This window comes from Kiloniella sp. (genome assembly GCF_048270245.1).
Taxonomy (GTDB): Bacteria; Pseudomonadota; Alphaproteobacteria; order Kiloniellales; family Kiloniellaceae; genus Kiloniella.
The window spans coordinates 475310-502170 of sequence record NZ_JBLWTH010000001.1 but is presented as its reverse complement, the minus strand read 5'-3'; the positions used below and the strand labels follow the sequence as shown (position 1 = coordinate 502170).

General features: G+C 47.6%; 22 protein-coding genes. 10 read left to right on the top strand and 12 right to left on the bottom strand.

The window, feature by feature from the left end:
• Nucleotides 1–175 precede the first annotated feature (175 nt).
• The 5 genes from pheT to rpmI form a co-directional block, all read right to left on the bottom strand.
• Entirely contained in the window at nt 176–2584 is a 2409-nt protein-coding gene (gene pheT / locus ACN0W5_RS02320) for a phenylalanine--tRNA ligase subunit beta (protein ID WP_417452643.1), read from the bottom strand.
• 14 nt (nt 2585–2598) lie between these two features.
• Nucleotides 2599–3669, bottom strand: coding sequence for a phenylalanine--tRNA ligase subunit alpha (gene pheS / locus ACN0W5_RS02315; RefSeq protein ID WP_417452642.1), 1071 nt, complete (start codon nt 3667–3669; stop codon nt 2599–2601).
• A 44-nt stretch (nt 3670–3713) separates the two neighbouring features.
• Nucleotides 3714–4073, bottom strand: coding sequence for a hypothetical protein (locus ACN0W5_RS02310; RefSeq protein ID WP_299375166.1), 360 nt, complete (start codon nt 4071–4073; stop codon nt 3714–3716).
• A gap of 249 nt (nt 4074–4322) precedes the next feature.
• Nucleotides 4323–4679 carry a 50S ribosomal protein L20 gene (rplT, locus tag ACN0W5_RS02305; protein WP_299375163.1) on the bottom strand — a complete coding sequence of 119 codons (357 nt, stop codon included), beginning with the start codon at nt 4677–4679 and terminating at the stop codon, nt 4323–4325.
• A 17-nt stretch (nt 4680–4696) separates the two neighbouring features.
• On the bottom strand, nt 4697–4897 hold the full coding sequence (gene rpmI / locus ACN0W5_RS02300) for a 50S ribosomal protein L35 (protein WP_047762593.1): 201 nt from the start codon (nt 4895–4897) through the stop codon (nt 4697–4699).
• 340 nt (nt 4898–5237) lie between these two features.
• Here rpmI and ACN0W5_RS02295 point away from each other — a divergent pair, with 340 nt between their 5' ends.
• On the top strand, nt 5238–6347 hold the full coding sequence (locus ACN0W5_RS02295; RefSeq protein ID WP_417452641.1) for an efflux RND transporter periplasmic adaptor subunit: 1110 nt from the start codon (nt 5238–5240) through the stop codon (nt 6345–6347).
• Nucleotides 6348–6349: 2 nt separating this feature from the next.
• Entirely contained in the window at nt 6350–9478 is a 3129-nt protein-coding gene (locus ACN0W5_RS02290; protein WP_417452640.1) for an efflux RND transporter permease subunit, read from the top strand.
• 71 nt (nt 9479–9549) lie between these two features.
• On the opposite strand, the gene ACN0W5_RS02285 is transcribed toward ACN0W5_RS02290, so the two are convergent.
• From ACN0W5_RS02285 to ACN0W5_RS02270, 4 genes are all read right to left on the bottom strand, one after another.
• Nucleotides 9550–10767: an NAD(P)/FAD-dependent oxidoreductase gene (locus ACN0W5_RS02285; protein ID WP_417452639.1), complete on the bottom strand. Its 1218-nt coding sequence runs from the start codon at nt 10765–10767 to the stop codon at nt 9550–9552.
• 106 nt (nt 10768–10873) lie between these two features.
• Complete coding sequence (gene infC, locus ACN0W5_RS02280) at nt 10874–11395, bottom strand: translation initiation factor IF-3 (RefSeq protein WP_299375147.1); 522 nt, start codon at nt 11393–11395, stop codon at nt 10874–10876.
• Nucleotides 11396–11582: 187 nt separating this feature from the next.
• On the bottom strand, nt 11583–13502 hold the full coding sequence (gene thrS, locus ACN0W5_RS02275; RefSeq protein WP_417452638.1) for a threonine--tRNA ligase: 1920 nt from the start codon (nt 13500–13502) through the stop codon (nt 11583–11585).
• A gap of 187 nt (nt 13503–13689) precedes the next feature.
• Nucleotides 13690–14916 carry a glycosyltransferase gene (locus tag ACN0W5_RS02270; protein WP_417452637.1) on the bottom strand — a complete coding sequence of 409 codons (1227 nt, stop codon included), beginning with the start codon at nt 14914–14916 and terminating at the stop codon, nt 13690–13692.
• Nucleotides 14917–14948: 32 nt separating this feature from the next.
• On the opposite strand from ACN0W5_RS02270, the gene ACN0W5_RS02265 reads away from it, so the two are divergent.
• From ACN0W5_RS02265 to ACN0W5_RS02245, 5 genes are all read left to right on the top strand, one after another.
• Nucleotides 14949–15746: an alpha/beta fold hydrolase gene (locus ACN0W5_RS02265; protein WP_417452636.1), complete on the top strand. Its 798-nt coding sequence runs from the start codon at nt 14949–14951 to the stop codon at nt 15744–15746.
• 126 nt (nt 15747–15872) lie between these two features.
• A complete protein-coding gene (locus tag ACN0W5_RS02260) occupies nt 15873–16835 on the top strand; it encodes a bifunctional helix-turn-helix transcriptional regulator/GNAT family N-acetyltransferase (protein ID WP_417452635.1) in 963 nt (320 codons plus the stop codon).
• A 9-nt stretch (nt 16836–16844) separates the two neighbouring features.
• Entirely contained in the window at nt 16845–17657 is an 813-nt protein-coding gene (locus tag ACN0W5_RS02255) for an AzlC family ABC transporter permease (protein WP_417452634.1), read from the top strand.
• Nucleotides 17657–17974, top strand: coding sequence for an AzlD domain-containing protein (locus ACN0W5_RS02250; RefSeq protein WP_417452633.1), 318 nt, complete (start codon nt 17657–17659; stop codon nt 17972–17974). Before ACN0W5_RS02255 ends, ACN0W5_RS02250 begins: the two co-directional genes overlap by 1 nt.
• A 93-nt stretch (nt 17975–18067) precedes the next feature.
• Nucleotides 18068–18442 carry a cupin domain-containing protein gene (locus ACN0W5_RS02245; RefSeq protein WP_417452632.1) on the top strand — a complete coding sequence of 125 codons (375 nt, stop codon included), beginning with the start codon at nt 18068–18070 and terminating at the stop codon, nt 18440–18442.
• Nucleotides 18443–18453: 11 nt separating this feature from the next.
• Here ACN0W5_RS02245 and ACN0W5_RS02240 read toward each other — a convergent pair whose 3' ends face one another.
• Nucleotides 18454–19251 carry an SDR family oxidoreductase gene (locus tag ACN0W5_RS02240; protein ID WP_417452631.1) on the bottom strand — a complete coding sequence of 266 codons (798 nt, stop codon included), beginning with the start codon at nt 19249–19251 and terminating at the stop codon, nt 18454–18456.
• A 192-nt stretch (nt 19252–19443) separates the two neighbouring features.
• Here ACN0W5_RS02240 and ACN0W5_RS02235 point away from each other — a divergent pair, with 192 nt between their 5' ends.
• Nucleotides 19444–20223, top strand: coding sequence for a tetratricopeptide repeat protein (locus tag ACN0W5_RS02235; RefSeq protein ID WP_417452630.1), 780 nt, complete (start codon nt 19444–19446; stop codon nt 20221–20223).
• Nucleotides 20224–20260: 37 nt separating this feature from the next.
• Here ACN0W5_RS02235 and ACN0W5_RS02230 read toward each other — a convergent pair whose 3' ends face one another.
• Nucleotides 20261–20932 carry a glutathione S-transferase family protein gene (locus tag ACN0W5_RS02230; protein WP_299375114.1) on the bottom strand — a complete coding sequence of 224 codons (672 nt, stop codon included), beginning with the start codon at nt 20930–20932 and terminating at the stop codon, nt 20261–20263.
• Between the two features lie 214 nt (nt 20933–21146).
• On the opposite strand from ACN0W5_RS02230, the gene ACN0W5_RS02225 reads away from it, so the two are divergent.
• The gene (locus tag ACN0W5_RS02225; protein ID WP_417452629.1) at nt 21147–21839 is read left to right on the top strand and encodes an ArsR/SmtB family transcription factor; all 693 of its coding nucleotides are present in this window, start codon (nt 21147–21149) and stop codon (nt 21837–21839) included.
• A 61-nt stretch (nt 21840–21900) separates the two neighbouring features.
• On the top strand, nt 21901–22233 hold the full coding sequence (locus tag ACN0W5_RS02220) for a hypothetical protein (RefSeq protein WP_417452628.1): 333 nt from the start codon (nt 21901–21903) through the stop codon (nt 22231–22233).
• A 79-nt stretch (nt 22234–22312) separates the two neighbouring features.
• Here ACN0W5_RS02220 and gltB read toward each other — a convergent pair whose 3' ends face one another.
• Nucleotides 22313–26854: a glutamate synthase large subunit gene (gene gltB / locus ACN0W5_RS02215; protein WP_417452627.1), complete on the bottom strand. Its 4542-nt coding sequence runs from the start codon at nt 26852–26854 to the stop codon at nt 22313–22315.
• Between the last annotated feature and the right edge of the window lie 7 nt (nt 26855–26861).

Genomic DNA, 26861 nt, shown 5'->3' with positions numbered 1-26861 from the left:
CCACTCCCCCTGCTAGATTAACTTAGCACAAATCTAAGATAATATCAGCAAACAGCATTTCACATAATCGAGATCAGGATAACGAGCAGTCTTTGGCAAAAGAAAAGCCCGGCAAAATCTCACGGTATCTACCGGGCATTCTATCGGGCTTTTACTTCGTATATTTTTACTGATCTTAACTTCGAAGTGTACCGCCAGTTGCCTTCATGGCCTGTGCGATAACCTTCTGGGAAACTGCTTCAATTTCCTCATCCGTCAGGGTTTTGTCCCGAGGCTGCAACGTCACGGTGATAGCCAGTGATTTCTTCCCGTCTTCAACACCTTTTCCTTTATAGACGTCAAAAAGGACGACATCCGTAATCAGGTTTTTATCCGCGCCCTTAACAGCACGGATAAGCTTTCCAGCCTCGACGCTATCATCAACCAAGAAAGCAAAATCACGATCAACAGACTGGAACGGAGAAAGATCCAGCGCAGGTTTGATCTTGCCTGATTCACCTTTTTTGATCTTTGGCTGTGGAATGTTTTCCAAGAAAACTTCAAAAGCAACAACAGGGCCTTTGATATCCATCGCTTCCAAAACGCGAGGATGAAGCTCACCAAACGCGGCCAATACATTCTTTGGCCCCAACCCAAGAACGCCTGAACGTCCGGGATGGAAATAGGATGGTGCTGATGTAAATACCTGCAAGTTTTCTACCGGAGCACCCGCAGCAGACAAAGCAGCAAGCGCATCACCCTTGGCATCAAACAGATCAACAGGGCGGCTTGGGCTTTCCCAATGACGTTCTGCCACGTTACCGGAACGCAATCCGGTTGCCATCTGCTTCTGCCCTTTGGCTGTGTCGTCCTGATACTGAGGTCCCACTTCGAAGAGCGCATTATCGGCAAATCCGCGGTCAGTGTTACGTGCCGCTGCCGAAAGCAATGTCGGCAGGATAGAAGGACGCATAGTATCCAGATCCGTAGAGATCGGATTGGCAACTCGCAGACTATCGGGAACACCACCAAACAGTTCGGCCTGAGCATAAGAAACGAATGAGAAGGTTACAGCTTCATCAAGCCCGCGCCAGCAAAGAGCTGACCGCGTGTTAGACACGCGACGTTGTGCCAAGGTCAGCACGCCCTGAGGCAGATAACTTGGCATTTCCATTTGTGTCTCAGGGATATTTTCATACCCATAGATACGTAGAATCTCTTCCACCAGACAGGCTTCGAGTTCCACATCCGGACGCCAGCTCGGCACCGTTGCCAAAATCAAACCGTCTTTTTCTGTAACGTCAAACCCCAGAATGGACAGGATTTCGATTTGTTTGTCTTTTTCAACAGCAACGCCACAAAGATCTTTGATACGATTTGGGCGCAGTTCAATAACACGTTTTTCTGATGGAATTGATCCCGCAGATGTAACCTTACTGACTTCACCACCACACAGATCAAGCACCATCCGTGTCGCAACATCCACGCCCCAATCCGCAGATTGGCTGTCGACAGTGCGCTCAAAACGGTATCGTGCATCAGAAAGAATACCGGATTTACGACCGGTAATCGCAATTGATGTCGGATCAAACAGAGCAACTTCCAAGAACATGTTTGTGGTTTCATGACTACAGCCGGAATTAAGCCCGCCCATAACACCACCAAGCCCCTGAACACCGTTATCGTCGCTGATCACAACCATGGACTCAGACAGCTTGTATGTTTCTTCGTCAAGCGCCAGAAACTCTTCGTCATTCCGAGCATAGCGCATGGTCAGATCGCCTTTGACTTTATCCGCATCAAAAACATGCAGGGGGCGACCAAGATCAAAGGAAACGTAGTTGGTAATATCTACCAAAGCTGAGATTGGGCGTAACCCGAGCGCCAGGAGTCTTTCTTGCAACCACTTGGGGCTAGGACCATTTTTCAGGTTCTTGAAATAACGTCCAGCCACATAAGGAACATCTTCAGCAACAGCTGCATCAGCTTTCCACTTAATCGAACTATCAAAAGATCCTTCGATAGTTTCAAGCTTCAGTGGTTTAAGCGTCCCCATACCGGCAGCGGCGAGATCACGGGCGACACCGCGAACCCCGAGGCAATCACCCCGGTTTGGTGTAATCGCAATTTCAATGATCGGATCATCAAGGCCAAGAATTTCAGCCAGCGGCACACCAACTTTCGTATCTTCGGGAAGATCAATGATGCCATCATGTTCATCAGACAATCCCATTTCACGCTCGGAAACCAACATACCGTTAGAATCTTCGCCGCGGAGATTGCCGGCCTTCAGGGTAAGATCGATGCCTGGGACATACGACCCAACAGGTGCGAACACACCAATCATACCTGTTCGAGCATTCGGTGCACCGCAAACAACCTGACTAATCCCTTCGTCTGACTGTACTTGACAGACTCTCAGGCGATCCGCGTTGGGATGCTGAACAGCTTCGATAACTTTCGCAGTTTTAAAAGCCTTGAGTTCATCAGCTTTATTCTCAACACCTTCGACTTCGAGACCTATAAGAGAAAGTTTTTCAACAATTGCTTCCAAAGAAGCATCTGTGTCGAGGTGATCTTTCAACCAGTTAAGTGTAAATTTCATTTTCCCAAACCTCTCTACAGACCACGGACCATGCTGGGCATTTCCATCGGCAAGAAGCCATAATGTTTCATCCAGCGCAGATCAGTTTCATAGAAAGTTCTCAAATCAGGAATACCGTATTTGAGCATGGCAAGACGTTCGATCCCGATACCGAATGCAAAGCCTTGATACTTGGAAGAATCAATGCCGCAGTTCTCGAGAACTTTTGGGTGAACCATGCCACTGCCCAAGATTTCCAACCAATCTTCGCCAGCGCCGATTTTCAGCTGCCCACCAGAACGGGAACATCCGATGTCAACTTCGGCTGAAGGCTCCGTAAACGGGAAATAACTTGGACGGAAGCGCAAAGGGAGATCTTTTACGCCAAAGAAGGCGCGACAGAACTCAATAAGAACGCCTTTAAGGTGACCCATGTTTGTTTTTTCATCAATAACCAACCCTTCGACCTGATGAAACATCGGGGAGTGTGTGGCATCGTGATCAGCACGGAATGTCCGGCCTGGCGCAATAATGCGGATAGGCGGTGTCGTGTTTTGCATCGCGCGAATTTGCACAGGGGAAGTGTGGGTCCGTAGAACGGATCGGGTCCCATCTTCACGCTCTGGCATATAGAAGGTATCAAGCTCCTGACGTGCAGGATGTTCCGGCGGAATGTTCAACGCAGTGAAGTTATGAAAATCATCTTCGATGTGGTGCCCTTCAGCCACGGAAAAACCCATCTCACCAAAAATAGCAACCAGCTCTTCTAGGGTTTGGCTTATGGGATGCATTTTGCCGATTGTCGCAGGACGTGGTGGCAGAGAGACATCAACCTTTTCTTCTGCAAGGCGCGCTTCCAATGCGATGGCATGTAGGTTTGCCTTACGCGTCTCAATTGCTTCGGCAACAGCTTGCTTAATCAGGTTAAAGGCCTGCCCAGCTTCCTTGCGCTCTTCAGGGGCCAGATTACCCAGCGTTTTCATACGCTGTGTAATTTCACCTTTCTTTCCCAGTGCTTGAACACGCACAGCATCCAAAGCATCCAGATCTACGGCAGCTTCTACTCTTTGCAGCAAATCACTGCGAAGTTCTTCCAGATTATCCATTATACTTCCCGTTCATGAGGAAATCCTCAATCAGTAATCTTGTGTTATTCCAACTTCATTGCCAGCATTGCAACCGCACCACCCACGACACTCTGGACCTGTCCATCAAGTAAAACTTTATCCAAAATAACGTCTTGGGACGTGCGGTCATAACGGAACAGAAGCGTTAGCTCATGATCTCTATCATCCAGATTTTTCCGAATACTCGCACTGACCAGTACTTGTTGATCAGATTGTTTATCATTCCATGGTCCTGCCAGCCAAGTGACTTTACCATGACGCCCAGCCAATTCACCGATTAAATCAGAATTACTTTGGCCATTCACAACATGATCGCGAACTATATCAATTTCTTCAGAATAATTAACACCAGTCGCCCCGCCAGCATCAAAACAGCCAGACAATAATGACAAGCACAAAATAATAGGTACGAAGATTTTCGAAAGAGAGACCACGGGACGTCGTTCCAGTTACAAGCGAGAGGTTACTCAAATACCATCGACAGGTTCTGCCCAAATAAATCGTCAGAACATTTAGATAGTACAAAAGTCAGAATATAGTCGTCTTTTCAAATACGTTCAGGCCCTAAAAGACAAACAGGCAGCACCCGAAACCGGATGCTGCCCTGTCATAAAGCCTAAAACGAGTGTGCGTTAAGCCAGAGCTGCTTTTGCCTTTTCAACAACAGCAGCAAACGCAGCTGGCTCACGAACAGCCAGATCAGCAAGCACTTTACGGTCAAGACCGATTTCAGCTTTCTTCACACCATTCATGAACTGAGAATACGTCACACCGTGCAAGCGGGCACCAGCGTTGATACGCTGAATCCACAAACCACGGAATGTACGTTTCTTAACACGACGATCCCGGTATGCGTACTGCCAGCCTTTTTCAAGGCGCTGTACGGCTACACTAAATACGTTTTTGCCACGGCCGCGGAAGCCTTTAGCAAGTTTAACAACTTTTTTGTGGCGTGCACGTGATGTCACGCCCCGTTTAACACGAGCCATTTGCTACTACCTTAACCTTAACCGTTAACTAGGAAATTACGTTTGATGACACGCGCATCAGAATCACAAAGAGTTGTCGTACCGCGAGCGTTACGAATCATTGTTTGTGAGCGTTTGCGCATACCGTGACGTTTACCTGCCTGAGCAGCAACGACTTTACCAGTTCCGGTCAGGCGGAAGCGTTTCTTCGCGCCAGATTTCGTCTTAAGTTTGGGCATTTTCTTTCCTTATAAATAAAGTTCTTTTTCAGAGTGACTAGGCATACCCTTTGGCACATGCCACCCGACAATGGCGGGGGTTATAGTATTCTTTCCCCTCTTTGGCAAGCTCTAACATAGAGAAAATATGGAGTCTTCATGTCAAACGCCTCCATTCGTTTTTTCTCACATCTTTTTATCATTAATGCTAGGTTATATATCGCTTAAATACATTATTTCGTATAAACACAACAAAACATACCCCAGGGTATTGAACAATAATTATTAGATCATACTTCTTGCACCACAACTCACATTCCTTGCCGACGCTAATTGCTGGACATCAAAAGAGAACCGCGCCATGAAGTTTCCCCACACAAAAACACCTGCATTGTTTTTTGCATCGACAATCCTGCTTGGTGCCCAGTTAGCCTCGGCCCAAGATAATTCTACTCCCCCGCCAAGTGTGATTGTTACCACTGTGCAAGAACAGAACGTTACGCCAGAACTCACATTTGTCGGTCGAGTTGAAGCCGTCAATACCGTTGACTTACGCGCACGTGTTGAAGGTTTTGTCGAAGAACGACACTTCAAGGAAGGTGCAAATATTCAGAAAGGCGATCTACTTTATGTTTTGGAAAAAGCTCCGTATCAAATTGCAGTAGAACAAGCCAAAGCTGATCTTGCCGGCGCAAACGCGACCCTTAAAAATGCTCGCTCAGACCTAAACCGGAAAAAAGACCTTCGAAAAAAGAAAGTTGTCTCCGAGGCTTCTCTGGACACATCAGAGGCGAGCGAAGCTTCTGCTCTGGCAGAAGTGATGCAGGCAAAAGCTGCCCTTCGCAAAGCAGAATTAAATTTAAGTTATACCGAAATCCATAGCCCTCTGGATGGGCAAATAAGTCGATCTCGGTACAGTGTGGGCAATTTGGTCAATTCCAGTAGCGAACCTCTTGCCACTATTACAAGCCTTGACCCGATCTATGTTACGGTTCCGGTTAGCGACAAGCTCATCCTCGAAGAACGCCGCAAGGGCCTTTCAAGCGAAGCCCCTGTCATTCCATCGTTGGTCCTCTCTGACGGGAAACCCTATGAGAGCGAAGGTAAATTTGATTTTATTAATACTAAAGTCAATCAAAGCACAAACTCGATCACAACCCGAGCAGTTTTCCCCAACCCCAAACATATTCTGGTACCGGGTCAATTCGTTAGCGTGAACGTTCGCAGTAAAGAAACCCGAAGTGAGCTGGTTGTCCCCCAAGCATCCGTTCAAAAAGATCAACAAGGATACTTTACTCTGGTTGTCGACCGCAGCAACAAAGTGGAAATACGCCGAGTTCAAGTGGGCGAACAAATCGAAACAAATTGGGTCATAAAAGACGGCCTCCTTAAAGGAGAACGCATCATCGTCCAAGGTATTCAAAAGGTAAAACCAGACATGGTTGTCAACCCGGTTGAAGAAGGAGCCTGATCGTGTTTTCAGCCCTTTTTATCAATCGCCCCAAGTTTGCCCTAGTCATCTCAATTGTCATTTCCCTAGCAGGTATCATCGCCCTTAATTCAATTCCTGTTGCAGAATACCCGGACATTACCCCACCACAGGTCAAAGTGACCACCAGCTATCCCGGTGCTAATGCAACTGTTGTTGAACAGTCTGTTGCGGCCCCCATTGAAGCAAAAGTCAATGGGGTCGACGGCATGTTATACATGTCCTCAACAAGCAGTAACGACGGCAGTTATGACCTCACGGTCACTTTTGCTGTCGGAACAGACCCAGACATCGCTGCGGTTAACGTTCAAAACCGGGTTGCAACCGCCAACGCCTCTTTACCAGCAGAAGTTACTCGGCAGGGCGTCATTACTCAGAAGCAGTCAACGTCTATGCTTCTTGTGATCAATATGGTCTCACCTGATGACACACAAGACTCTCTGTTCCTGAGTAATTATGCCTCTATTTATATTCAGGATTCACTGGCACGAATTAACGGTGTCGGCAGCGTCTCGCAGTTCGGTGCCTTGGATTACGGAATGCGTGTCTGGCTTAATCCTGATCGTCTGACTGCCGTTGGCCTCACCACCAAAGATGTGAGCGAGGCAATAGAAAACCAAAACATACAGGCAACAGCAGGACAACTGGGAGCTCCACCGTTTGAAGGCACCCCCCAATTTCAGTACACCCTTCAGGCCAAAGGTCGCCTGACAACGGTTGAAGAGTTTGAAAACATTGTTATTCGCGCAAACCAGGACGGTTCCTTTGTTCGGCTAAAAGACATTGCCCGGATAGAACTTGGCTCTCAAAGTTATTCTTCCGTTTCAAAGCTCAACAATGCTCCTTCTGCAGCAATCGCGGTTTATCAATCACCCGGGGCCAATGCCCTTGAGGTTGCCGACGCCATCTATACTGAACTAGACCGCCTGTCAGAAAGCTTCCCACAGGGTGTAGAGTACAAAATACTTTACGACACGACCAACGCGGTAAGGGCCTCGGTTCAAGAGGTCATAGAGACACTACTCATCACCTTTGTTCTTGTTGTCAGCGTAACCTTTCTCTTTTTGAGCGACTGGCGGTCGACCCTGATCCCAAGCCTTGCGATTCCGGTATCCCTTATCGGCACCTTTGCCGTTCTCTACGCTGTCGGGTTCAGCGCCAACATGATAACCCTCTTCGCCATTATCCTCGCCATTGGTATCGTCGTCGATGACAGTATTGTCGTTGTTGAAAACGTGCAGCGGATCATGAAAGAAACCGGGAAATCAGCGGCTGATTCAACCAAGCTGGCAATGAAAGAGGTCACTGGCCCGGTCGTGGCAACAACATTGGTTCTCCTAGCCGTTTTTGTGCCAGTATCTTTCATGCCCGGCATTACAGGCGAGCTTTACAAGCAGTTCTCTCTCACCATTTGCGTGGCGGTTTCGCTCTCTTCTATCAATGCATTAACACTGTCACCTGCACTTTGTGCACTTCTGTTAAAACCCGACAGCGGTGAACCCCGTGGACCTTTGAAGCTTTTTGCAAATCTTGTTGATCGAACACGTAATGGATATAGCAGGGTTGTTGCCCTTATGATCAGAAGGCTTGCTATCTCCTTGGCCGTTCTTGGTATTTTCGCTGGCGTAACCGTCTATATGTTCCAGACCGTCCCCACAGGATTCATTCCCATGGAAGACAAAGGCGTGTTCTTCGTGAACGTTCAACTTCCGGATGGTGCATCACTGGAACGAACAAATGAGGTTACAGCCAAAGTCACAGATATGTTGCTGGAGGAAGAAGGCGTCACAGATGTTATCTCCGTTTCCGGTTTCAGCTTATTATCGGGAGCAGCCTCGAATTCTTCTTTGTTAATTCCGGTTTTAAGCGATTGGGCAGAACGAACTGAATTTGAACTCAAGTGGTTTAATATCCTGGGCCGTATCAACGGTCGACTAGCCGGGCTGGCCTCGGCAGAATCCTTCGCTTTCCCACTACCCCCTATTATGGGTTTGGGCACAGGCGGCGGCGTTGAAGCTCAGGTTCAGGATTACCTTGGGCGAACACCTCAAGAGCTTGCTTCTGCCGTGCGCAGCTTGGTCTTTGCTGCCAACCAACAGCCCGAATTAGCATCTGTATTCAGCACCTATTCCGCAAATATTCCTCAGCTCTTTCTAGAGGTTGATCGAGAAAAAGCCCTCGTTCTCGGCGTTAAGATCTCAGATATATTCTCAACTCTGCAAGCTAATCTTGGATCATCCTATATCAATGACTTTAACCTCTACGGGAAAGTGTACAGAGTCCAGATTCAGGCCGAAGCACAATTCCGTAACGGGTTGGAAGACATCGATAACCTTCATGTTCGAAATGATAACGGGGATATGATTCCCCTGCGGACGCTTATCGAGATAGAACCCATCCTCGGCCCCCTATCCGTCGCGCGTTATAATCAGTTTAAATCAGCGTCCATAACCGGATCGCCGGCGACAGGCTACAGTAGTGGTGATGCCATTGCTGCACTGGAACGTGCCGCGGCTGATGCCCTGCCGGACGGATATGGCATTGAGTGGACAGGAACATCCAAACAAGAACAAGAAGCCGGTGGCTATATCGTCATCATCTTCGCTTTGGCACTTATCTTTGCCTATCTTTTTCTTGTCGCCCAATATGAAAGCTGGAGCATTCCGTTATCCGTCATCACATCGGTTATTCTGGCCGCTTTTGGGGCCTTGGTGCCTATGGCACTCTTGCCCTTCCTAGACAATAACCTCTATGCCCAGATCGGTATGGTGATGCTTATCGGGCTTGCCAGTAAAAGCGCCATCCTCATTGTCGAATTCGCAAAGGTCAGACGAGAAGAAGGGCTTTCCATTACAGAAGCTGCCCTTGATGCGGCAAGCTTGCGCTTCAGGGCAGTGATGATGACTGCGCTTTCCTTCATACTCGGTGTCTTACCCTTAATCTTTGCATCAGGTGCCGGGGCAGCCAGTCGCGTCGCGGTGGGTTTTGTTGTCTTTGGCGGTATGGTTGCGGCCACATCCATTGGACTTCTGTTCATTCCACCTCTTTATGTTGCCTTCCAGTCTATGCGGGAAGCAACCAACAAAAAACTATGGAAAACAAAAGAAAGCTAGCAGCTTTTCAGTAATAAAAAGGCGATATAAAAAGAGTCGAAGGCTAATATCTTCGGCTCTTTTTACCTATCTCATTTCGCCTTTCTTGCCCGCGCCTTTGCGCAGAGAAGCTGAAAATCTTCAGAGCTGGGATCTACCTGCCCAAATCGGGTGAGATCAAAAGGGCTCAAATCATAAGACGCCCTGCTTCCCGTAATCAGCTCTGCCAAAGCATCCCCAATACCTCCAGAAGCCATTACTCCTGACCCACAACAACCTGCGGCAACAAAAACACCATTAACCGCTTGAGCTTCACCCAGAAGGAAATGACCATCCGGGGTATAGGCAGAAAGTCCCGCCATGTAACTTTCGAAACGCGCTTCTTCAAGCTTTGGAAAGAAGCCAGACACTCTTTGTTCCGCCTCCACCAAAGCGTCCCATTCCCCGCCTTCTTCTGTCACAGCGAAAGAGGTAATGTCCTTGGGTAACCCTCTATAATCAAACGTACGAGAGTACTGTTCTTGAACACCTAACAACAAACCGCCGACCTCTGGCCTCGTATAAGCCCCCGCATCGGCATGAACCACCATAGGCTGCTCATCACTGAAATAGTTTTCAGAGGCTGTTATCCAAAAATGGCTTCTGGTCGGGATCATGGGTAAAGCGATACCCAATGGAAGCGTTAAATTATTCGCCCAGGAACCGGCCGAGACAACCACATTTTCACAGGAAATAAATCCCTGATCAGTCTCGACACCAATGACAGCACCATTATTTACCCTAATGCCAGCAACATTAATACCAGTTCGAATTTTTGCCCCATAAACTCTGGCCGATTTAGCATAAGCATGTGTCAAACGATAAGGATCTATATATCCCTCTTCACTGAAATGAACAGTAAGGGCATCACTTTTAACCTGAAGCCAAGGTAGATGCTTGGATCTCCATTCAGCATTTACCCGTTTGGCGGCTATGCCTTCGTTCTTAGCACGATCACATAGTTGCTCTAAACTGGCTTTACTCTCAAAAGTTTCTGCTATTCTTAGTGTTCCAACCGCTTTGAAATCAAGCAGCTCATCCGTGATATTTTCAAGTTCGGAAAGACCTGTAAAAGTCCGGCGACTAAGGCAATCAACAGCGGGCTTTGAAGAAATCTGAAACATCAACCCCGCTGCAAGAGACGACGAAGCTGAAGCTAAATCCTGCCGCTCGAGAAGCAAAACATCTTCAACGCCACGTTTTGCAAGGTGATACGCAATAGAACACCCCAAAATACCGCCGCCAATAATAACGGTTGATGCTTTTTCCATAACGATACCTTCTATAGGTAAAAACAATAATAAATAGGCAACAAAAAAGCCGCTCTGTTCAAGAGCGGCTTTTCAAAAAGGCTATTAACCTTAAATATTCTCAGGCTTATTTTGGCGCCAAGATCATAATCATCTGGCGGCCTTCCATTTTCGGCCTTAGCTCCATCTTAGCGACTTCGACCAAATCGGTCTCGATACGCTTAAGAACTTCCAGACCGACTTCTTGGTGCGTGATTTCACGTCCGCGAAAGCGCATAGTCACTTTCACCTTGTCACCTGCAGAAATGAACTTGTGTGCAGCCCGCATCTTCACGTCATAGTCATGCGTGTCAATGTTTGGACGAACCTTAAGTTCTTTAAGCTCGATAATCTTTTGCTTTTTACGAGCTTCATTTTTCTTTTTCTGCGATTCAAAACGAAATCTGCCGTAGTCCATGATCTTGCAAACAGGAGGCTCCGCATTCGGAGAAATCTCAACAAGATCAAGACCTTCATCAAATGCACGTTTCATTGCATCACGTGTAGGTACTACGCCAACCTGTTCGCCGTCTGCGTCAACAAGACGTACAGTGTTGATAGTAATTCGTTCGTTTACCCGCGGACCGTCGATGCGCGGGGGTGTCGTCATTGGTGCGCGTGCTATTGTCGTGCTCCCGTTTTTTCCGTTATCCCAAAATTACAAACTTCATAGTCTGCAATAGGCTATTACTCTAAAATACCAACCGTTTATATTGCGTTTACGCCTATAAAAACAATGGGCGTATAATGCCAATATCTTATGCCAGTCGGCAACCACAAAGTTATTTTTTAATCGCCTACTTCTCAGCAGGCGACTTTGATTCTTCAGTCAAAGAGCTAAGTGCTTCTTCCAAAGACATAATTTCTTGGTTCTTTCCACCAAGGCGACGCAGAGCAACTTTCCCTTCCTCTGCCTCTCGGCGACCAACCACTGCAATCACAGGCGTTTTGCTTAGGCTATGTTCACGAACTTTATAGTTAATTTTCTCATTACGCAAATCAGCTTTCACCCGGAGTCCCGCAGCCTTCAGCTTATCACGAACCTCTTCGGCATAATCATTCGCATCGGAAGTGATCGAAGCCACAACGACCTGTTGCGGAGACATCCACAGCGGAAATTTACCCGCGTGCTGTTCAATAAGAATAGCGAGGAAACGCTCAAAAGACCCCAGGATGGCACGGTGCAGCATCACAGGACGATGACGCTTATCATCATCACCGATATAAGAAGCATCCAGACGTTCTGGCAGAACCACGTCGACCTGAAGGGTTCCACACTGCCAGTCACGGCCAATAGCATCCTTGAGCACGAACTCAAGCTTAGGACCATAGAAGGCACCTTCACCGGGGTTCATTGTGTATTCAAGCCCGGCTTCTTCAACAGCTTCTCTCAGCGCACCTTCGGCTTTATCCCAAGATTCATCGGTTCCCGCACGTCGTTCCGGACGATCAGAGAACTTCACAACAATTTCGTCAAAGCCCAGATCTTTATAAACCGTTTTCAAAAGATCACAGAAGATAACAGTTTCACTATTGATCTGGTCTTCGGTACAGAAAATATGTGCATCATCCTGTGTAAAGGCACGCACGCGCATCAAACCATGTAGTGCACCAGAAGGCTCATTACGGTGACAGGCACCAAATTCTGCCATGCGCAAAGGTAAGTCACGGTAACTGGTTTGACCCTGCTTAAAAATTTGCACATGCCCCGGGCAATTCATCGGTTTGACAGCAAGGGTACGATCATCTTCAGATGTCGCCACGAACATATCTTCGCGGAATTTTTCCCAGTGACCAGACGCTTCCCAAAGAGCACGATCGATCAACTGCGGCGTTTTCACTTCCTGATAGCCGCCATCTTCAAGGCGTTTGCGCATATATTCTTCGAGCGAACGATACAGTGCCCAGCCTTTCGGATGCCAAAAAACAGAACCAGTCGCTTCTTCCTGCATGTGGAAAAGGCCCAGCTCTTTTCCAAGGCGGCGATGATCACGCTTTTCAGCTTCTTCAAGCATCTGCAGATACTTTTTCAACTGTTTTTCATCAGACCAGCAAGTGCCATAAATACGCTGCAGCTGATCATTATCTTTGTCTCCTCGCCAATAGGCACCAGAGACCTTCATCAGCTTAAAGCCCTTGCCAATCTTTCCTGTAGATGGCGCGTGCGGTCCACGACAAAGATCAAGCCAATCACCCTGACGGTAGATCGTAAGATCTTCATCGCCCGGAATGTTATCAACATGTTCGGCTTTGTATTTTTCGCCTTTGGACGCAAAATGTTCTTTCGCTTTTTCACGATCCCAAACTTCACGAACGAAGATTTCATCACGCGAGATAATTTCGTGCATTTTTGCTTCGATCTTCTCCAGATCGTTCGTCGAAAACGGCTCATCACGTGCAAAGTCGTAATAGAAACCAACATCCGTCGACGGACCAAAGGTCACCTGCGTACCGGGGAAAAGTTCCTGAACAGCTTCCGCCATCACATGCGCACAGTCATGGCGCAGCAAATCAAGAGCCAGTGGGTGCTTGCGGGTCACAATTTCCAAGGTCGCGTCCGTCGTGATTGGATATGTCGTATCTCTTAACTCGCCATCTACCACCACAGCTAAAGCATCTTTGGCCAAACGTGGACCAATAGATTCTGCTACCTCATGCCCTGTTACAGGACCATCAAATTTGCGCTGACTTTCATCAGGCAATGTAATTGTGACCATCGGAAATCGTTCTCAGTTACTGTTCTATCATCTAGGAAAATTGACTCTTGTAGAGTTCCAGCAATGTAAAAGGATTCCATGGCCTGTCAAGCATACCGCCAAGGATTCCGCGCTTTTAATGGAAAGAATCCCTCTATTCGGTTTTTCAGACCGTCCCTCAGGGGTATTCCGACTTAAACGACGAGTTTTATGCTGTAATTGCCTTTTCAGAAATCAATTCACGATAAATACCAACAGTCTTGGCACACATCAGTTTTTTCGAAAATAACTTCTGAACCCGTTCTTGCCCTTTGAGCGAGAGAATTTCACGTTCGCGAGCATTTAAGCTCAGGGCACGGCGAATGGCCCGCGCACAGCTTTCTGCATCCTCGTTCTCAAACAGAAAACCTGTTTCATTCGGAACCAGTTGTTCCTTTGCACCACCATGGTCACTTGCCACAACCGGACGCCCCATGGCTTGCCCTTCGGAAACAACCCGTCCAAAACCTTCAGGGTCCGTCGATGCCGAAACGACAACATCAGACAACATATAGGCCGAGGGCATATCATTACAGTCGTCCATGATAAAGGCACGGCTTAGAAGATCATTATCCATAATCATCTTTTCCAGCTCATCCCGATAGGCTGTACGCCCCTGATCAGACCCAACCAGCGCACAACATAAATCAATATCACGAAGATGCGTCAGGGCTTCGAGAAGGACCTTTTGCCCTTTCCAGCGCGTTAATCGACCGGGCAGCATGATAAGCGGAACACCATCAGGGAGCCGCCATTGCGTTGACAGCTGGATAACACGCTCGGCGCTAACAGCATGTGGTGAGAAGCTATCCGTATCCATGCCTCTGTGTACGATGCGAATTTTATTTTCATCGACCTGATAGTTCTTGCGGATATAGTCCGCAACAAATTCAGATATAGAGATGACGACATCACCTTTGGTCATAATCGAATTGTAATATCGCTTAAGACCATTGTTAATATTATAAGGCGCGTGAACCGTTGTCACAAAAGGCACTCCGGTTTTACGAGCAGCCCTGTGTGCCGGGCGAGCAGGTGCCCTGGATCTTGCGTGTACCAAATCGACGCCTCTATCTTTGATCAGGCGTGCAAGACGGCCTGTATTCCGCCACATAGTCCATGGATTCTTGGAATGCACTGGAAGCTCAACATGTTCTGCCCCGGCAATCTTCAAACGCGCAACCAACTGTCCGCCTCTGGAAGCAACGATTGCTTTCCCGCCGGCTTCGATGATGGCTTTTGCCATGTCCAGCGTGCCGCGTTCGACACCGCCAGAATCCATAGCAGGAACAACCTGAAGCACCGTCATTGGCGTACCATCAGATTTCACAAGAGAAGGAAGCTCTGGGGTAGCGGCTTCAGATATCAAAGTGTTAAGGTGAGAACCATCCGTCATATGTCGGTACTACAAGGAGTCCTATTTAATTCATGTCCAATAAAGATACAGCGTCCAATAGTGATACAGAGTTCACAACACAAGTTCCAGAGTTTCTCGAACGCCCGAATGGGCAGCATATAGCCTATATAAAGACAGAAGGCGATAATGATTTACCCGGAATTGTCTTTCTTGGCGGCTATATGTCTGACATGACAGGTTCGAAAGCTACTGCACTGGAAGAGTTTGCGAAATCCAGTAAGCAAAATTTTATCCGTTTTGACTATATGGGGCATGGGAAGTCTTCTGGCAAGTTCACAGATGGAACAATCGGACAATGGACCGAAGATGCCATCGCTGTGATTGACGAACTTACAACCGGCCCACAGATACTGGTCGGGTCGTCCATGGGGGGCTGGATCATGCTTAACGCAGCTCTGAAACGACCAGATAGGACCAAAGGTCTTGTTGGTATCGCAGCGGCCCCTGACTTCACACAGGATCTTATGTGGGATACTTTTTCGCAAGAGCTCAAGGATACGCTTTTAAGTGAGGGCGTTTACTACGAACCAAGTGAATACGGCGATGAGCCCTATGCCATAACTCTAAAGCTCATCGAGGAAGGTCGACAGCATCTTTTGCTGGACAAGAAACAGCCGATCACTTGCCCAGTACGCCTGATTCAAGGAATGAAAGACGTCGATGTTCCCTGGGACATCGTTCCGAGAATTGTCGAGTCGCTTGAAACTGAGGATATGGAAGTCGTGCTAGTAAAAAGTGGTGACCATCGCCTCTCTGAACCACAAGACTTACACCGGTTAAAGAAAATCATTAAAGAGATCAGTCGCTAAGCTAAATTCTGACTTCTTTCTCATAACCTTTCAAAGCAGCCGATTTTACCTTGGCTTCTTTTTTTCTTTTCCAAGAGATATCTATTCGATAAAATATTATGTAACCAGTTACGTAATGGGTTTAATATGAATTTCCTCGCCTCCCTCGGCAGCCTCACACTTGCCAGTCGCCTCAAACGCCTGAGCGACACACTTTTCAATGAGGTCAATATTATCTACGAGAAAACTGGCTTGACCATTCAGGCTGGTTATTTCCCGCTCTTTTACCTTCTATACAAAGAAGGAGCTGTTTCAGTGTCTGATTGCGCTACGGCTACAGGTGTCAGTCACCCTGCTGTTAGTAAAATGGCGAGAAAAATGGTTGAAGAAGGATGGATTGAAAAAAAGCCGTCTCCGAAAGACGAACGTACTCAGCTATTGACCTTGGCTGATCAAGCAAAGCATGCCCTACCAAAGCTCATTCCTATCTGGGATGAGATAGAGCGTTCTCTTGATAGCATGTTAACAGAAACAGAACCCGGCGACTTACTCGACCAACTGCGTAGTCTCGAAAAGCTGAATGATGAAGCTCCACTTAGTCAGAAGGTCCTCAACAATTTGGCGGACCCGTATCTTTCTGGCGATATAGAAATCATCAATTGGGATTCAAAATACGCCACCTCGTTCAAAGAACTAAATAAAGAATGGCTGGATTATTACTTTCTAAATCTTCAAGAAGAATGGGATAAAGAGTCTCTGGATAATCCCGGTGGCTATTACCTTTCCCGCGGCGGCACAATTTTCTTCGGACTTTGTGGTGGAGCTCCCGTAGGGACCTGTGCCCTCGCCCGCGTTACCGATGATCTCTACGAAATATCCAAAGTAGGTGTTACCCCTGCCGCCCAATCCAGAGGCATAGGACGTCGTCTCGTGGTCGCAGCTTTAAACGAAGCACGTCGTCTAGGGGCTAAACAAGTGTTTCTGGAAAGTAATCGCAAGTTGGTTAACGCACAAAAACTCTATCGTAAGTTAGGCTTTTGCGAAGGACCGCACCCCAAAGGGAAATCCGATTATAGACGCGCAAACATCTACATGACCGTAACATTATGAGTAAGAATAATGAGTAACGTACCCACGCCAGATAACTGCGCAACAATACCGATGAGCACAAAGTCCATCGGCGCAGGGGATGCCATAACAGATCACGATCCAAAGCTATCCCGAAAAGAAATTATCAGAGAAATCTTCGCGGGCTCTCGTGCAACCATTCCCATGATTGTTGGCGCCATTCCATTTGGCATTATATTTGGCACTCTCGCAGAACAAAGCGGCCTGTCACCTCTTGGCGCAATCGCCATGTCCATTTTTGTTTTTGCAGGCTCTTCCCAATTCATCGCCTTGGGATTACTTGCGGCCGGAACCGGACCGCTCATGATCATAGCAACAACCTTTATCGTTAATCTGCGCCACTTGCTTTACTCAGCAGCACTTGTTGACGATGTCAAACACCTGTCCGGCCCATGGCGTGCGTTGATTGCTTTTGGCCTAACCGACGAGAGCTTTGCCACCATTGCCGACAAAATCCGTAAATCAGATGATGAATGGCGTAAAAAATATGTCCAGTGGTTCTACCTTGGATCATTCAGCGCGATGTATGGCAACTGGATACTCTGTACCATCATTGGCATTACACTCGGAGAACTCTTTCCGGATATCGGCAACTGGGGTCTGGACTTTGCCATGGCTGCAACCTTTATAGGTATGGTTTTACCGTACCTAACCACGCGCCCTATGCTGGCCTGTGTTATCGTTGCAGGGGCCATGTCCCTAGGGACCGCCGATATGCCACACAAACTTGGTTTAATGGTCTCAGCCCTCAGCGCATTGGCCGTTGGTCTGTCTTATCACCTCATAAGCGGGAAGAAAAAATAATGAACGAAGCACTCATGATCGCGGGCATGGCCGTTGTAACCTTTAGCATTCGTTATGTCCTTCTTGCCTCTGCGGGTCATTTTACCTTCCCAGGTTGGGCCAAAATCGCACTGGATTTTGTTCCCCCAGCCGTTTTGACAGCCATCATTGTCCCAGCTGTTTTAATGCCGAATGGTAACAGCATCGAATTCAATCTGCAGAATGCGTCCCTGCTCGCAGCCTGCGTTGCCGTGGTCGTCGGTTTGATCCGCAAGGATCTTCTGACGACCATTGTAATCGGCATGATCGCTTTTGGTCTTTTCAAATGGCTCCTTTAACAAAGCCTATTGAAAACAGCTTTGTAGGCTTCCTCGTTCTCGTAATTCCAATTTCACCGATCTTCAGCTTCATCAACCAAGGGAATCCGCTAAATGTCAGATAGAAATGTTGTAAACTTGCCAGATGCTCTAGGCCAAATCACAGACCACTGGTCACCCAAAGTGCTCGCCCAGGTCAATGACCAGTTTGTAAAAATTGCTAAACTGAAAAATGAATTTGTCTGGCACAAGCATGATGACGAAGACGAGCTTTTCTACATTATCAAGGGTAAGCTCCTCATGCAGTATGAGGACAAAACCATTGAGCTTAACGAAGGTGATATGCACGTTGTTCCCAAAGGCGTTATGCATAACCCCGTTGCCAAAGAAGAATGCTGGATCATGTTGGTCGAGCCTGTCGCCACGGCACATACAGGAGACATCATTACCAACCGAACGCGGAGTCTGGAAGAGCAGATGAACGCTTGATTACTTTGCTTCTAAAGTAAGCTTTTCAATCCCGATTGATAGTCAGGATAATCAAGATTCACACCAAGCTCGGTTATAATTCGGCTATTATCCACTCGCTTATTATCCAGCCAAAAGGTCTTCGCCATGGGGCTCATTTCTGCCTGATCAAAAGCGACAAGAGGCGGCGGATCAATTCCCAATAACTGGCAGGCATAGGTGGTGACTTTAGATGGTTCTTCCGGTGCGCTGTCACATACATTGTAAATACGTCCAGCTCGAGGCCGCTTAACAGATGCCTCAAGAACGTTTGCAATGTCTTCGACATGGATACGGCTGAAAATATGCCCCGGCTTATCTATCCGCTGCTTCACTTTACCGGATTTAAGTGAATCCAAGGGGCTACGCCCCGGACCATAAATACCCGCCAGTCTAAAGATATGCACCAGGATATCATGTGCTTCGGCAAGTGCCAGCCATTGCTTTTCAGCCTCAGCACGTTGCTCGCTTCGCGGACTTGACGGGGCCAGCAGGTCATCTTCAAAAACAACACCACCATCGCGATTACCATAGACCCCTGTCGTCGAGAGGTATCCAGCCCATTCGAGTTTTTTGCACTGAGCAATTTCCGCAGCATGTAACTGCAGGACACAGTCCCCTTCCTTGCCTGGCGGAATGGACGAAAGAATATGAGTTACATCACCCAACACGGTCGATACATCCGCCAGCGGCAAAGAACGCTCAAAGTTGTGAACGTTAATACCTTCTTTCTCTAATATTTTCCTCTTTCCAAGATCTTTATCAGAATCAGGACGAATTGTGCCCGACACCTTCCAACCGAGGGCTTTCATTCTTCTAGCAAAAACGAGGGCAGAAAAACCCAAGCCAAAACAAAACAAATGTTTAGAATAATGCGACATACGTTCCTCGATCTCGAAATTGCCTAATTTCTTATATAGGGTCCCTTTACAAACTGAAAAGCAAAGCTTGCAAAGTAATAAATTTATGGTCCAAATGCGCCTATGACACAAAAACACAAACTCTTCGCGTCTCTTTTTATGCTGCCCGTTGCTATTGGCTTTACCTTTTCGAGTGAAGCTGCAGGGCGTAAAGAACCTATCAATCACGAAGAACAATATATCGCCTGTATAAAATTGGTTGAACGTCGCCCGGACGCAGCGTTTGAATCCGCCCTTTCCTGGGCATCACAAGGCGGCGGATTCCCGGGTGAACATTGTGCGACCCAGGCATTGTATGCGCTCAAAATATACGATGCCGCAGCAACACGTCTGGAGAAGCTGGCGAACGACATGAAAACAGATAATGTCGAACTTCGCTCGCAACTACTTCATCAGGCCGGACGCGCTTGGTATGACCATGGCGATCTGGACCGCGCCTTTGCCGTACAAAGTACAGCAATCACCCTTTTTCCCGATGGCACAGAATACTATATCGACCGAGCCGAAATTCTAGCCGAGCTTGGCCGATTTGACGAAGCCTTGATTGATTTGGAAGTTGCCCACAGCCTAGAACCAGAAAGGGCAGATATACTTGCCCTGCGCGGTACAGCAAAAAGGTTCTTAGGGAATGACACAGAAGCCTTAAAAGATATTACCCTCGCACTGGACCTAGAACCTGATAATCTAGAGGCCCTGCTTGAGCGTGGAATATTAAAGCGCTTGGCTGGTGATAATAACGGTGCGCGGGAAGATTGGCTTAGAATCGTCAACATTGCCTTGGGAACACCAGCCGCAGACGCAGCGCAGCTAAACCTTGAGAAACTGGATGTAACTGTAGAGTAACTATTCCGGCAGCCCAAAAATCAGATTAGAAATCAGCCTAGAAGTCCAGATCAGCGTAGTGTTTGGGCGGCGGCACACCCGGTATCAAATCCGTTAGAACCCCGCGCATACAAGGGCGGGATTTAACACGCGCATACCAGTCTTTGGCCCCCTGATGCTCTTTCCAAGGAACATCCCCGATATAATCAAGGGATGAGATGTGAGATGCAGCCGTTATATCAGCCAGAGAGAAGTCATCCCCGGCCAACCATGTCCTGCGATCTGTCAGCCAACTGATGTATTCCAGATGGTAATGAATATTCGCATGCCCGGCCCGTATGGCCTGGGAATTTGGCTCACCCAGCCCGAGAAAACGCTTTAACATTTTCTCTTCAACCAGGTTTGCCGTGACTTCACGACGGAATTTGTCATCAAACCATGAAATCAACCGTCTAACTTCGGCACGACATAACGGATTGTCTCCCAAAAGGCTCTGGTCCGGATAAGCTTCTTCTAGATACTCAGAAATGACCTGCGCACCGCCTGTTATGCTCGTTCCATCATCCTCAACAAGCACAGGCACTTCGCCCGCTGGATTAAGTGTCAAAAACGCTTCGCGGCGTTCCCAAACTTTTTCAGCATGCAATTCGAATTCGAGCTTTTTCTCTCGCAATAACATGCGAATTTTGCGGCACCCAGAATCGAGTGGAAGGTGGTGAAGCTTTCTCATTTTTGGACTATAACCCTACTGAGCGAACGAGAAAACCACGTAAAACATGTTTAAATGAAAGATTCGGCTCAAAATAAATAACGAACAAAACGCTTTGTTTTTAAATGAAGAATTATAAATCCTCCTAAATTTTGTCAAAAAAATGACGCGCAATATAAAAATAAATCTACAGGGTGTCCTTTACTCAAAATCATAGTTCGTCTAGCATCGAATCATGAAAGAAGGACCCGATATCACCCTTATAGGCTCTCTTATTGGAGATCCTGCCCGCGCAAACATGCTCTCTGCCTTGATCAGCGGTAAGGCACTCACAGCGAGCGAGCTTGCAAATGAAGCTGGCATTACCTTACAGACAACCAGTGCCCACCTCAAAAAACTTGAATCTGGTGACCTGATACGTCAACGAAAACAAGGGCGTCATCGTTATTTCAATCTTGCAGACGAAGACGTTGCCACCCTACTTGAAACCATGATGGGACTCGCTGCAAAAAAAGGACATATCCGGACACGGACAGGTCCCAAGGCCCCCGAAATGAGGAAAGCAAGGGTGTGTTACAATCATCTTGCGGGAGAATTTGGCGTTCATATGTTCGACAGCCTCCTTGACAGAGGATTCCTTTTCCAGCGTCAGGATGATGTTGAAATTACAGATTCAGGCCGTTATTTCATCACAGGTCTGGGAATAGATCTTGATCCACTGCAAAAGGCCAAACGCCCTCTATGTAAATCCTGCTTGGACTGGAGTGCCCGCAGAAGTCATCTCGCGGGATCACTTGGCACTGCCCTATTGGATCATATCTATGAAAAAGGCTGGGCTAAACGCCTCGAGAGCATGAGGGTTGTTAAATTTTCGCACCAAGGTGAAGCAGCTTTTTATGAAAAATTCCCTCCATTATCAGACGAGTAATAACCTAATCAAAAATATCTAAGCCTATAGACTTAAATCAGGAATAGAGGGCAATATTTCCTTGAACAGACCTTCTTTTAAAACTCTCTTTCACTTCTCAAATGATGACATAAGAGTTATTGAAATCAAACGATTGGATCTTCCGGCAACCACAGAAAAATCAAAACTTTTCCATTGGCTTCTCGTCAATAAAGATCATTCCATCCAAAAGCTTACTTTCGTCGCCATGTCCGAAGACAGCAAGTTCCAAACAAGAGAGTTTAAAGAAGGGAAGCTCCGTTTCGATGATATGCAGGTTTTTTATGACGCGGATACTTCTCACGCTTTGAAATCTTGCCTGGCAAACGACTTACCAGACACGCTGGTATCATTGCTGGAAAATTATTTCACTTAGAATAAGCAATCTTATAATCACTAAAAAACAAGGGGCTGTAGAAATACAGCCCCTTGATCGGAACAATACCCGATAAAGTTTAAGCGGTTTTAAGTTCCCCTGGTCCAGTAACTGGATGTTCGAGCAAAGAAAGCATTTCTTTTGGAACAACCTGCCAGAAGTCACCCTTGATCTGCGCCCAATCGTTTAACAAACGTTCAGTGTAAACCGACTGCGTCTCTACATGATGTTCCTTCACCAGATCCAGCAATACTTGTTCCCAATACTCGGTTTCAACCTGTTGATAGATGACACTCTCGTCATTGATACGGCTCGGCAGGATACGGCTCGGATCATAAACAAAAGCCATACCACCTGACATTCCGGCAGCAAAGTTCATGCCCACGTCACCAAGAATAACAGCCGTTCCACCCGTCATATACTCACAACCGTTTGAGCCACAGCCTTCGACCACAACTTGGGCCCCAGAATTTCTAACCGCAAAACGTTCACCAGCTTGTCCCGCAGCAAACAACTTACCCGCTGTTGCCCCGTAGAGAACCGTATTCCCGATAATTGTATTATGCTGGGTCGCCAGCTTACTCGAAGCCAAAGGCCGAACGACGATCTCGCCACCGGAAAGCCCTTTACCTACGTAATCATTCGCATCGCCAAAGACTTCCAGCTTCATGCCTTGAACGGCAAAAGCACCCAACGACTGCCCGGCAGAACCACGCAACCGCACGGTGATATGCCCCGGCTGCAGCTCTTTCATTCCAAAGCGGGTTGTAATTTTTGATGCCAGACGCGTTCCTACAGCACGGTGCGTATTGCGCACGTTGTATTGCAGTTGCATCTTTTCCCCGACTTCGAAGAAGGGGTTTGCATCTTTGATAATCTGCGCATCAAGTGTATCTGGAACCGGGTTACGACCTTCCAGCGTACAATATCGTTTCGATGTTCCGCTATCAGCCAAAGCAAGTAACGGGTTAAGATCCAAATCATCAAGGTGTGGCGCACCACGACTGACCTGTTTCAACAGGTCAGTTCGACCAATGATTTCATTCAGCGTTTTATACCCGAGAGAAGCAAGAATTTCACGCACTTCTTCGGCAATGAAGCTAAAGAGGTTCACAACTTTTTCTGGTGTGCCATCAAACTTCGCCCGCAGATCATCATCCTGCGTACAAACCCCGACAGGGCAGGTATTGGAATGGCACTGGCGGACCATAATACAGCCCATAGCAACCAGTGACGCAGTCCCAACACCGTATTCTTCTGCGCCCAAGAGAGCCGCGATAACGATATCTCGTCCGGTTTTCAAACCACCATCTGTCCGGAGCGTCACATTGTTCCGCAAGCCATTAAGGGTGAGAACCTGCTGAACTTCACTCAAGCCAATTTCCCACGGCACACCGGCGAACTTTACTGACGTTTGCGGCGATGCCCCCGTTCCACCAACATTCCCCGAAATTAGAATAATATCTGCCTTGGCCTTGGCCACACCCGCAGCAACCGTACCGATACCGGAACGTGCAACAAGCTTCACACAAACTTTGGCCTTTGGATTGATTTGCTTCAGATCATAAATCAGCTGCGCCAAATCCTCGATAGAATAGATATCGTGATGCGGCGGCGGGGAAATCAATGTCACCCCAGGCGTGGAATGACGCAGACGTGCAATCAGCTTCGTCACCTTAAATCCTGGAAGCTGACCGCCTTCACCCGGTTTCGCCCCTTGCGCAACTTTGATTTCGATTTCCCGACATTTGTTCAAATATTCTGCAGTAACACCGAAGCGGCCGGATGCTACCTGCTTAATGGCAGAATTTTCATTGTCACCGTTAGGATGCGGCACATACCGTTCAGGCACCTCACCACCTTCGCCAGAATCAGACTTTGCACCGATCCGGTTCATAGCAATATTAAGCGTTCCATGTGCTTCCGGGCTCAGCGCCCCAAGCGACATCGCTGGCGTGATAAAACGCTTTCGCAGCGATGTAATTGATTCCGTATCTTCAACATCAAGACCACCATCTGTCGCCCGCTTGAAATCCAGAAGGTCTCTCAAATTAATTGGTGGACGGCTCTCCAAGCCCTTGGTGTACTTCTTAAAGAGTGAATAGGACCCCTTGGTGACTGCTGTCTGCATGGTGTGGATCAACTGACCTTCCCACGCATGTTCTTCACCGCCGGCTCGATAGCGATAGAAACCACCTATTGGCAAAGCCGTGGAATCAGATTCCCATGCCTTTTCGTGAAGCTCCAGGGCCTTTTCTTCCAGACCCGTCATACCAATTCCGGAAATGCGGCTTGGCATCCCGGGGAAAAATTCATCGACCAGTGTTCGCGATAAACCAAGTGCTTCAAAGTTATAGCCGCCACGATAAGAAGAAATAACCGAAATTCCCATCTTACCCATAATCTTAAGCAAACCATCATCCACAGCTTTTGTATAGCGTTCCATACAATCATCGAATGACAGATCACCAAACAGACCACGCCGATGACGATCAGCAATAGCTTCTTCGGTTAGATAAGCGTTCACTGTTGTGGCACCAACACCGATCAGAACCGCGAAATAATGAACATCCAGACATTCAGCGCTACGCACATTAATAGAACAGAATGACCGCAGTTTATGCTCAACCAGATGTGTATGAACAGCACCTGTCGCCAGGATCATCGGGATAGAAACCCGGTCAGCAGACTGCGCCTCATCAGTCAGCACAACGTGCTCAAAACCTTCGCGAACCAGTTCTTCAGCTTCCCGGCGAACACGGCGCAAAGCATGACGGAGCGCCCCCGGTTTGCCGTTTGCCTCAAAAGTACAGTCAACCTCACCCACCGTGCGGCCCATATGTTTGGAAAGCGCAACAAATTCAGAATTCGTCAGAACGGGCGAATCAAGCTGAAGTATCGTAACCTGACCTTCTTCTTCATCCAGCACGTTACCCAAATTTCCAATACGGGTAATCAAGGACATGACCTGTTTTTCACGCAAACTATCAATAGGCGGGTTGGTCACTTGGCTAAAGTTCTGGCGAAAGAAATGGTGCATGGGTCGAACATTATCCGACAGAACTGCCAAGGGCGTATCATCCCCCATTGATCCCATAGCTTCTTTGGCCGTTTCGACCATTGGATGCAGGATCAGTTCCATATCTTCTATGGTCAGTCCAAAATCCAACTGGCGTCGGCGCAACTCATCCTTAGAAAGAGGTTCTCTACTATATTTGTGCTTTTTAACCAGATCGTCGATCACAAGGATATTTTTCAACCAATCCCCATATGGCTGTTGTGCAGCCAGACGGTCTTTGATTTCTTTATCTTTGAAAATTTTGCCTTCTTCAAAGTTAACCGCAATCATTTGTCCAGGGCCTAACCGCCCTTTTTCAATGACACGCTCAACATCAATATGAACCATACCGGTTTCTGACCCGGCAAAAAGCAGCCCGTCACGCGTGATGGCATACCGCATAGGGCGCAGTCCATTGCGATCGGTGCCAGCCAAGGCCCACGGGCCTGAAAATCCACACACCGCAGCCGGGCCATCCCAAGGCTCCATCACCGCATTACAATAGGCATAAAGCTCTTTGTGATGCTGAGGCACAGCGTCATTTTTACTCCACGATTCCGGCACCAAAAGTGTCTTGGCCATCGGGAGAGTACGATCAGACCTGATCATCAACTCAAACACAGCATCCAATGCCGCAGAATCAGAACTCCCCGGCGCGATAACAGGTTTCAAGTCCTCAACATGCGATCCGAATTTCGGGTGATCAATGCGACACTCGTGAGACTTCATCCAATTGACATTCCCCCGCAGCGTATTGATTTCGCCATTGTGAGCAATCACGCGGAAAGGTTGGGCCAAATGCCATGTCGGGAAAGTATTCGTTGAAAAACGCTGATGAAAAATTGCAAAACTTGAAACAAAGCGTTCATCTAACAGATCCGGGTAAAAATCAGCTAGCTTCTCAGCCAGAACCATTCCTTTGTAGATAATGGAACGACAGCTTAGTGAACAGATATAAAAGTCTTTGATTGAATCTCGCTCAGCCGCAGCTTCGATCCGACGCCGGATAATATAGAGGTCTGTTTCGAATCGTTCAGCGTCAACACCCTTGCTATTGGCGATCATGATCTGCTCGATTTCGGGACGATTTAAGCTCGCTTTTTCACCGCATATCGCCGTATTAACCGGAACCTGTCGCCAGCCATAAATCGAATAGCCGAAGTTCAGGATCTCACGCTCAACAATGACACGACAACGTTCTTGTGATCCAAAATCCGTTCGCGGCAAGAAAACCATGCCGATGGCAAGGTCATCATTCTTTAGGTTATGCCCCAGATGCTCGATCTGTTCTTCGAAGAAACTTTTAGGAATTTCAACATGAATGCCACATCCATCCCCTGTCTTACCATCGGCATCAACAGCTCCACGGTGCCACACAGCTTTAAGTGCCTCGATACCTGCCTCGACAACAGAACGACGTGGTTTTCCATCAATAGCGGCAACCAAGCCGACGCCACAGGATGAATGCTCATCTTCCGGGTTATAAAGACCATGTTTCTGGTAATGCGCTGCCTTTTGTTCCCATTGAGAAATCGGGTCCGGAGTTATCTTTTTATGTTCCATGTGCTCT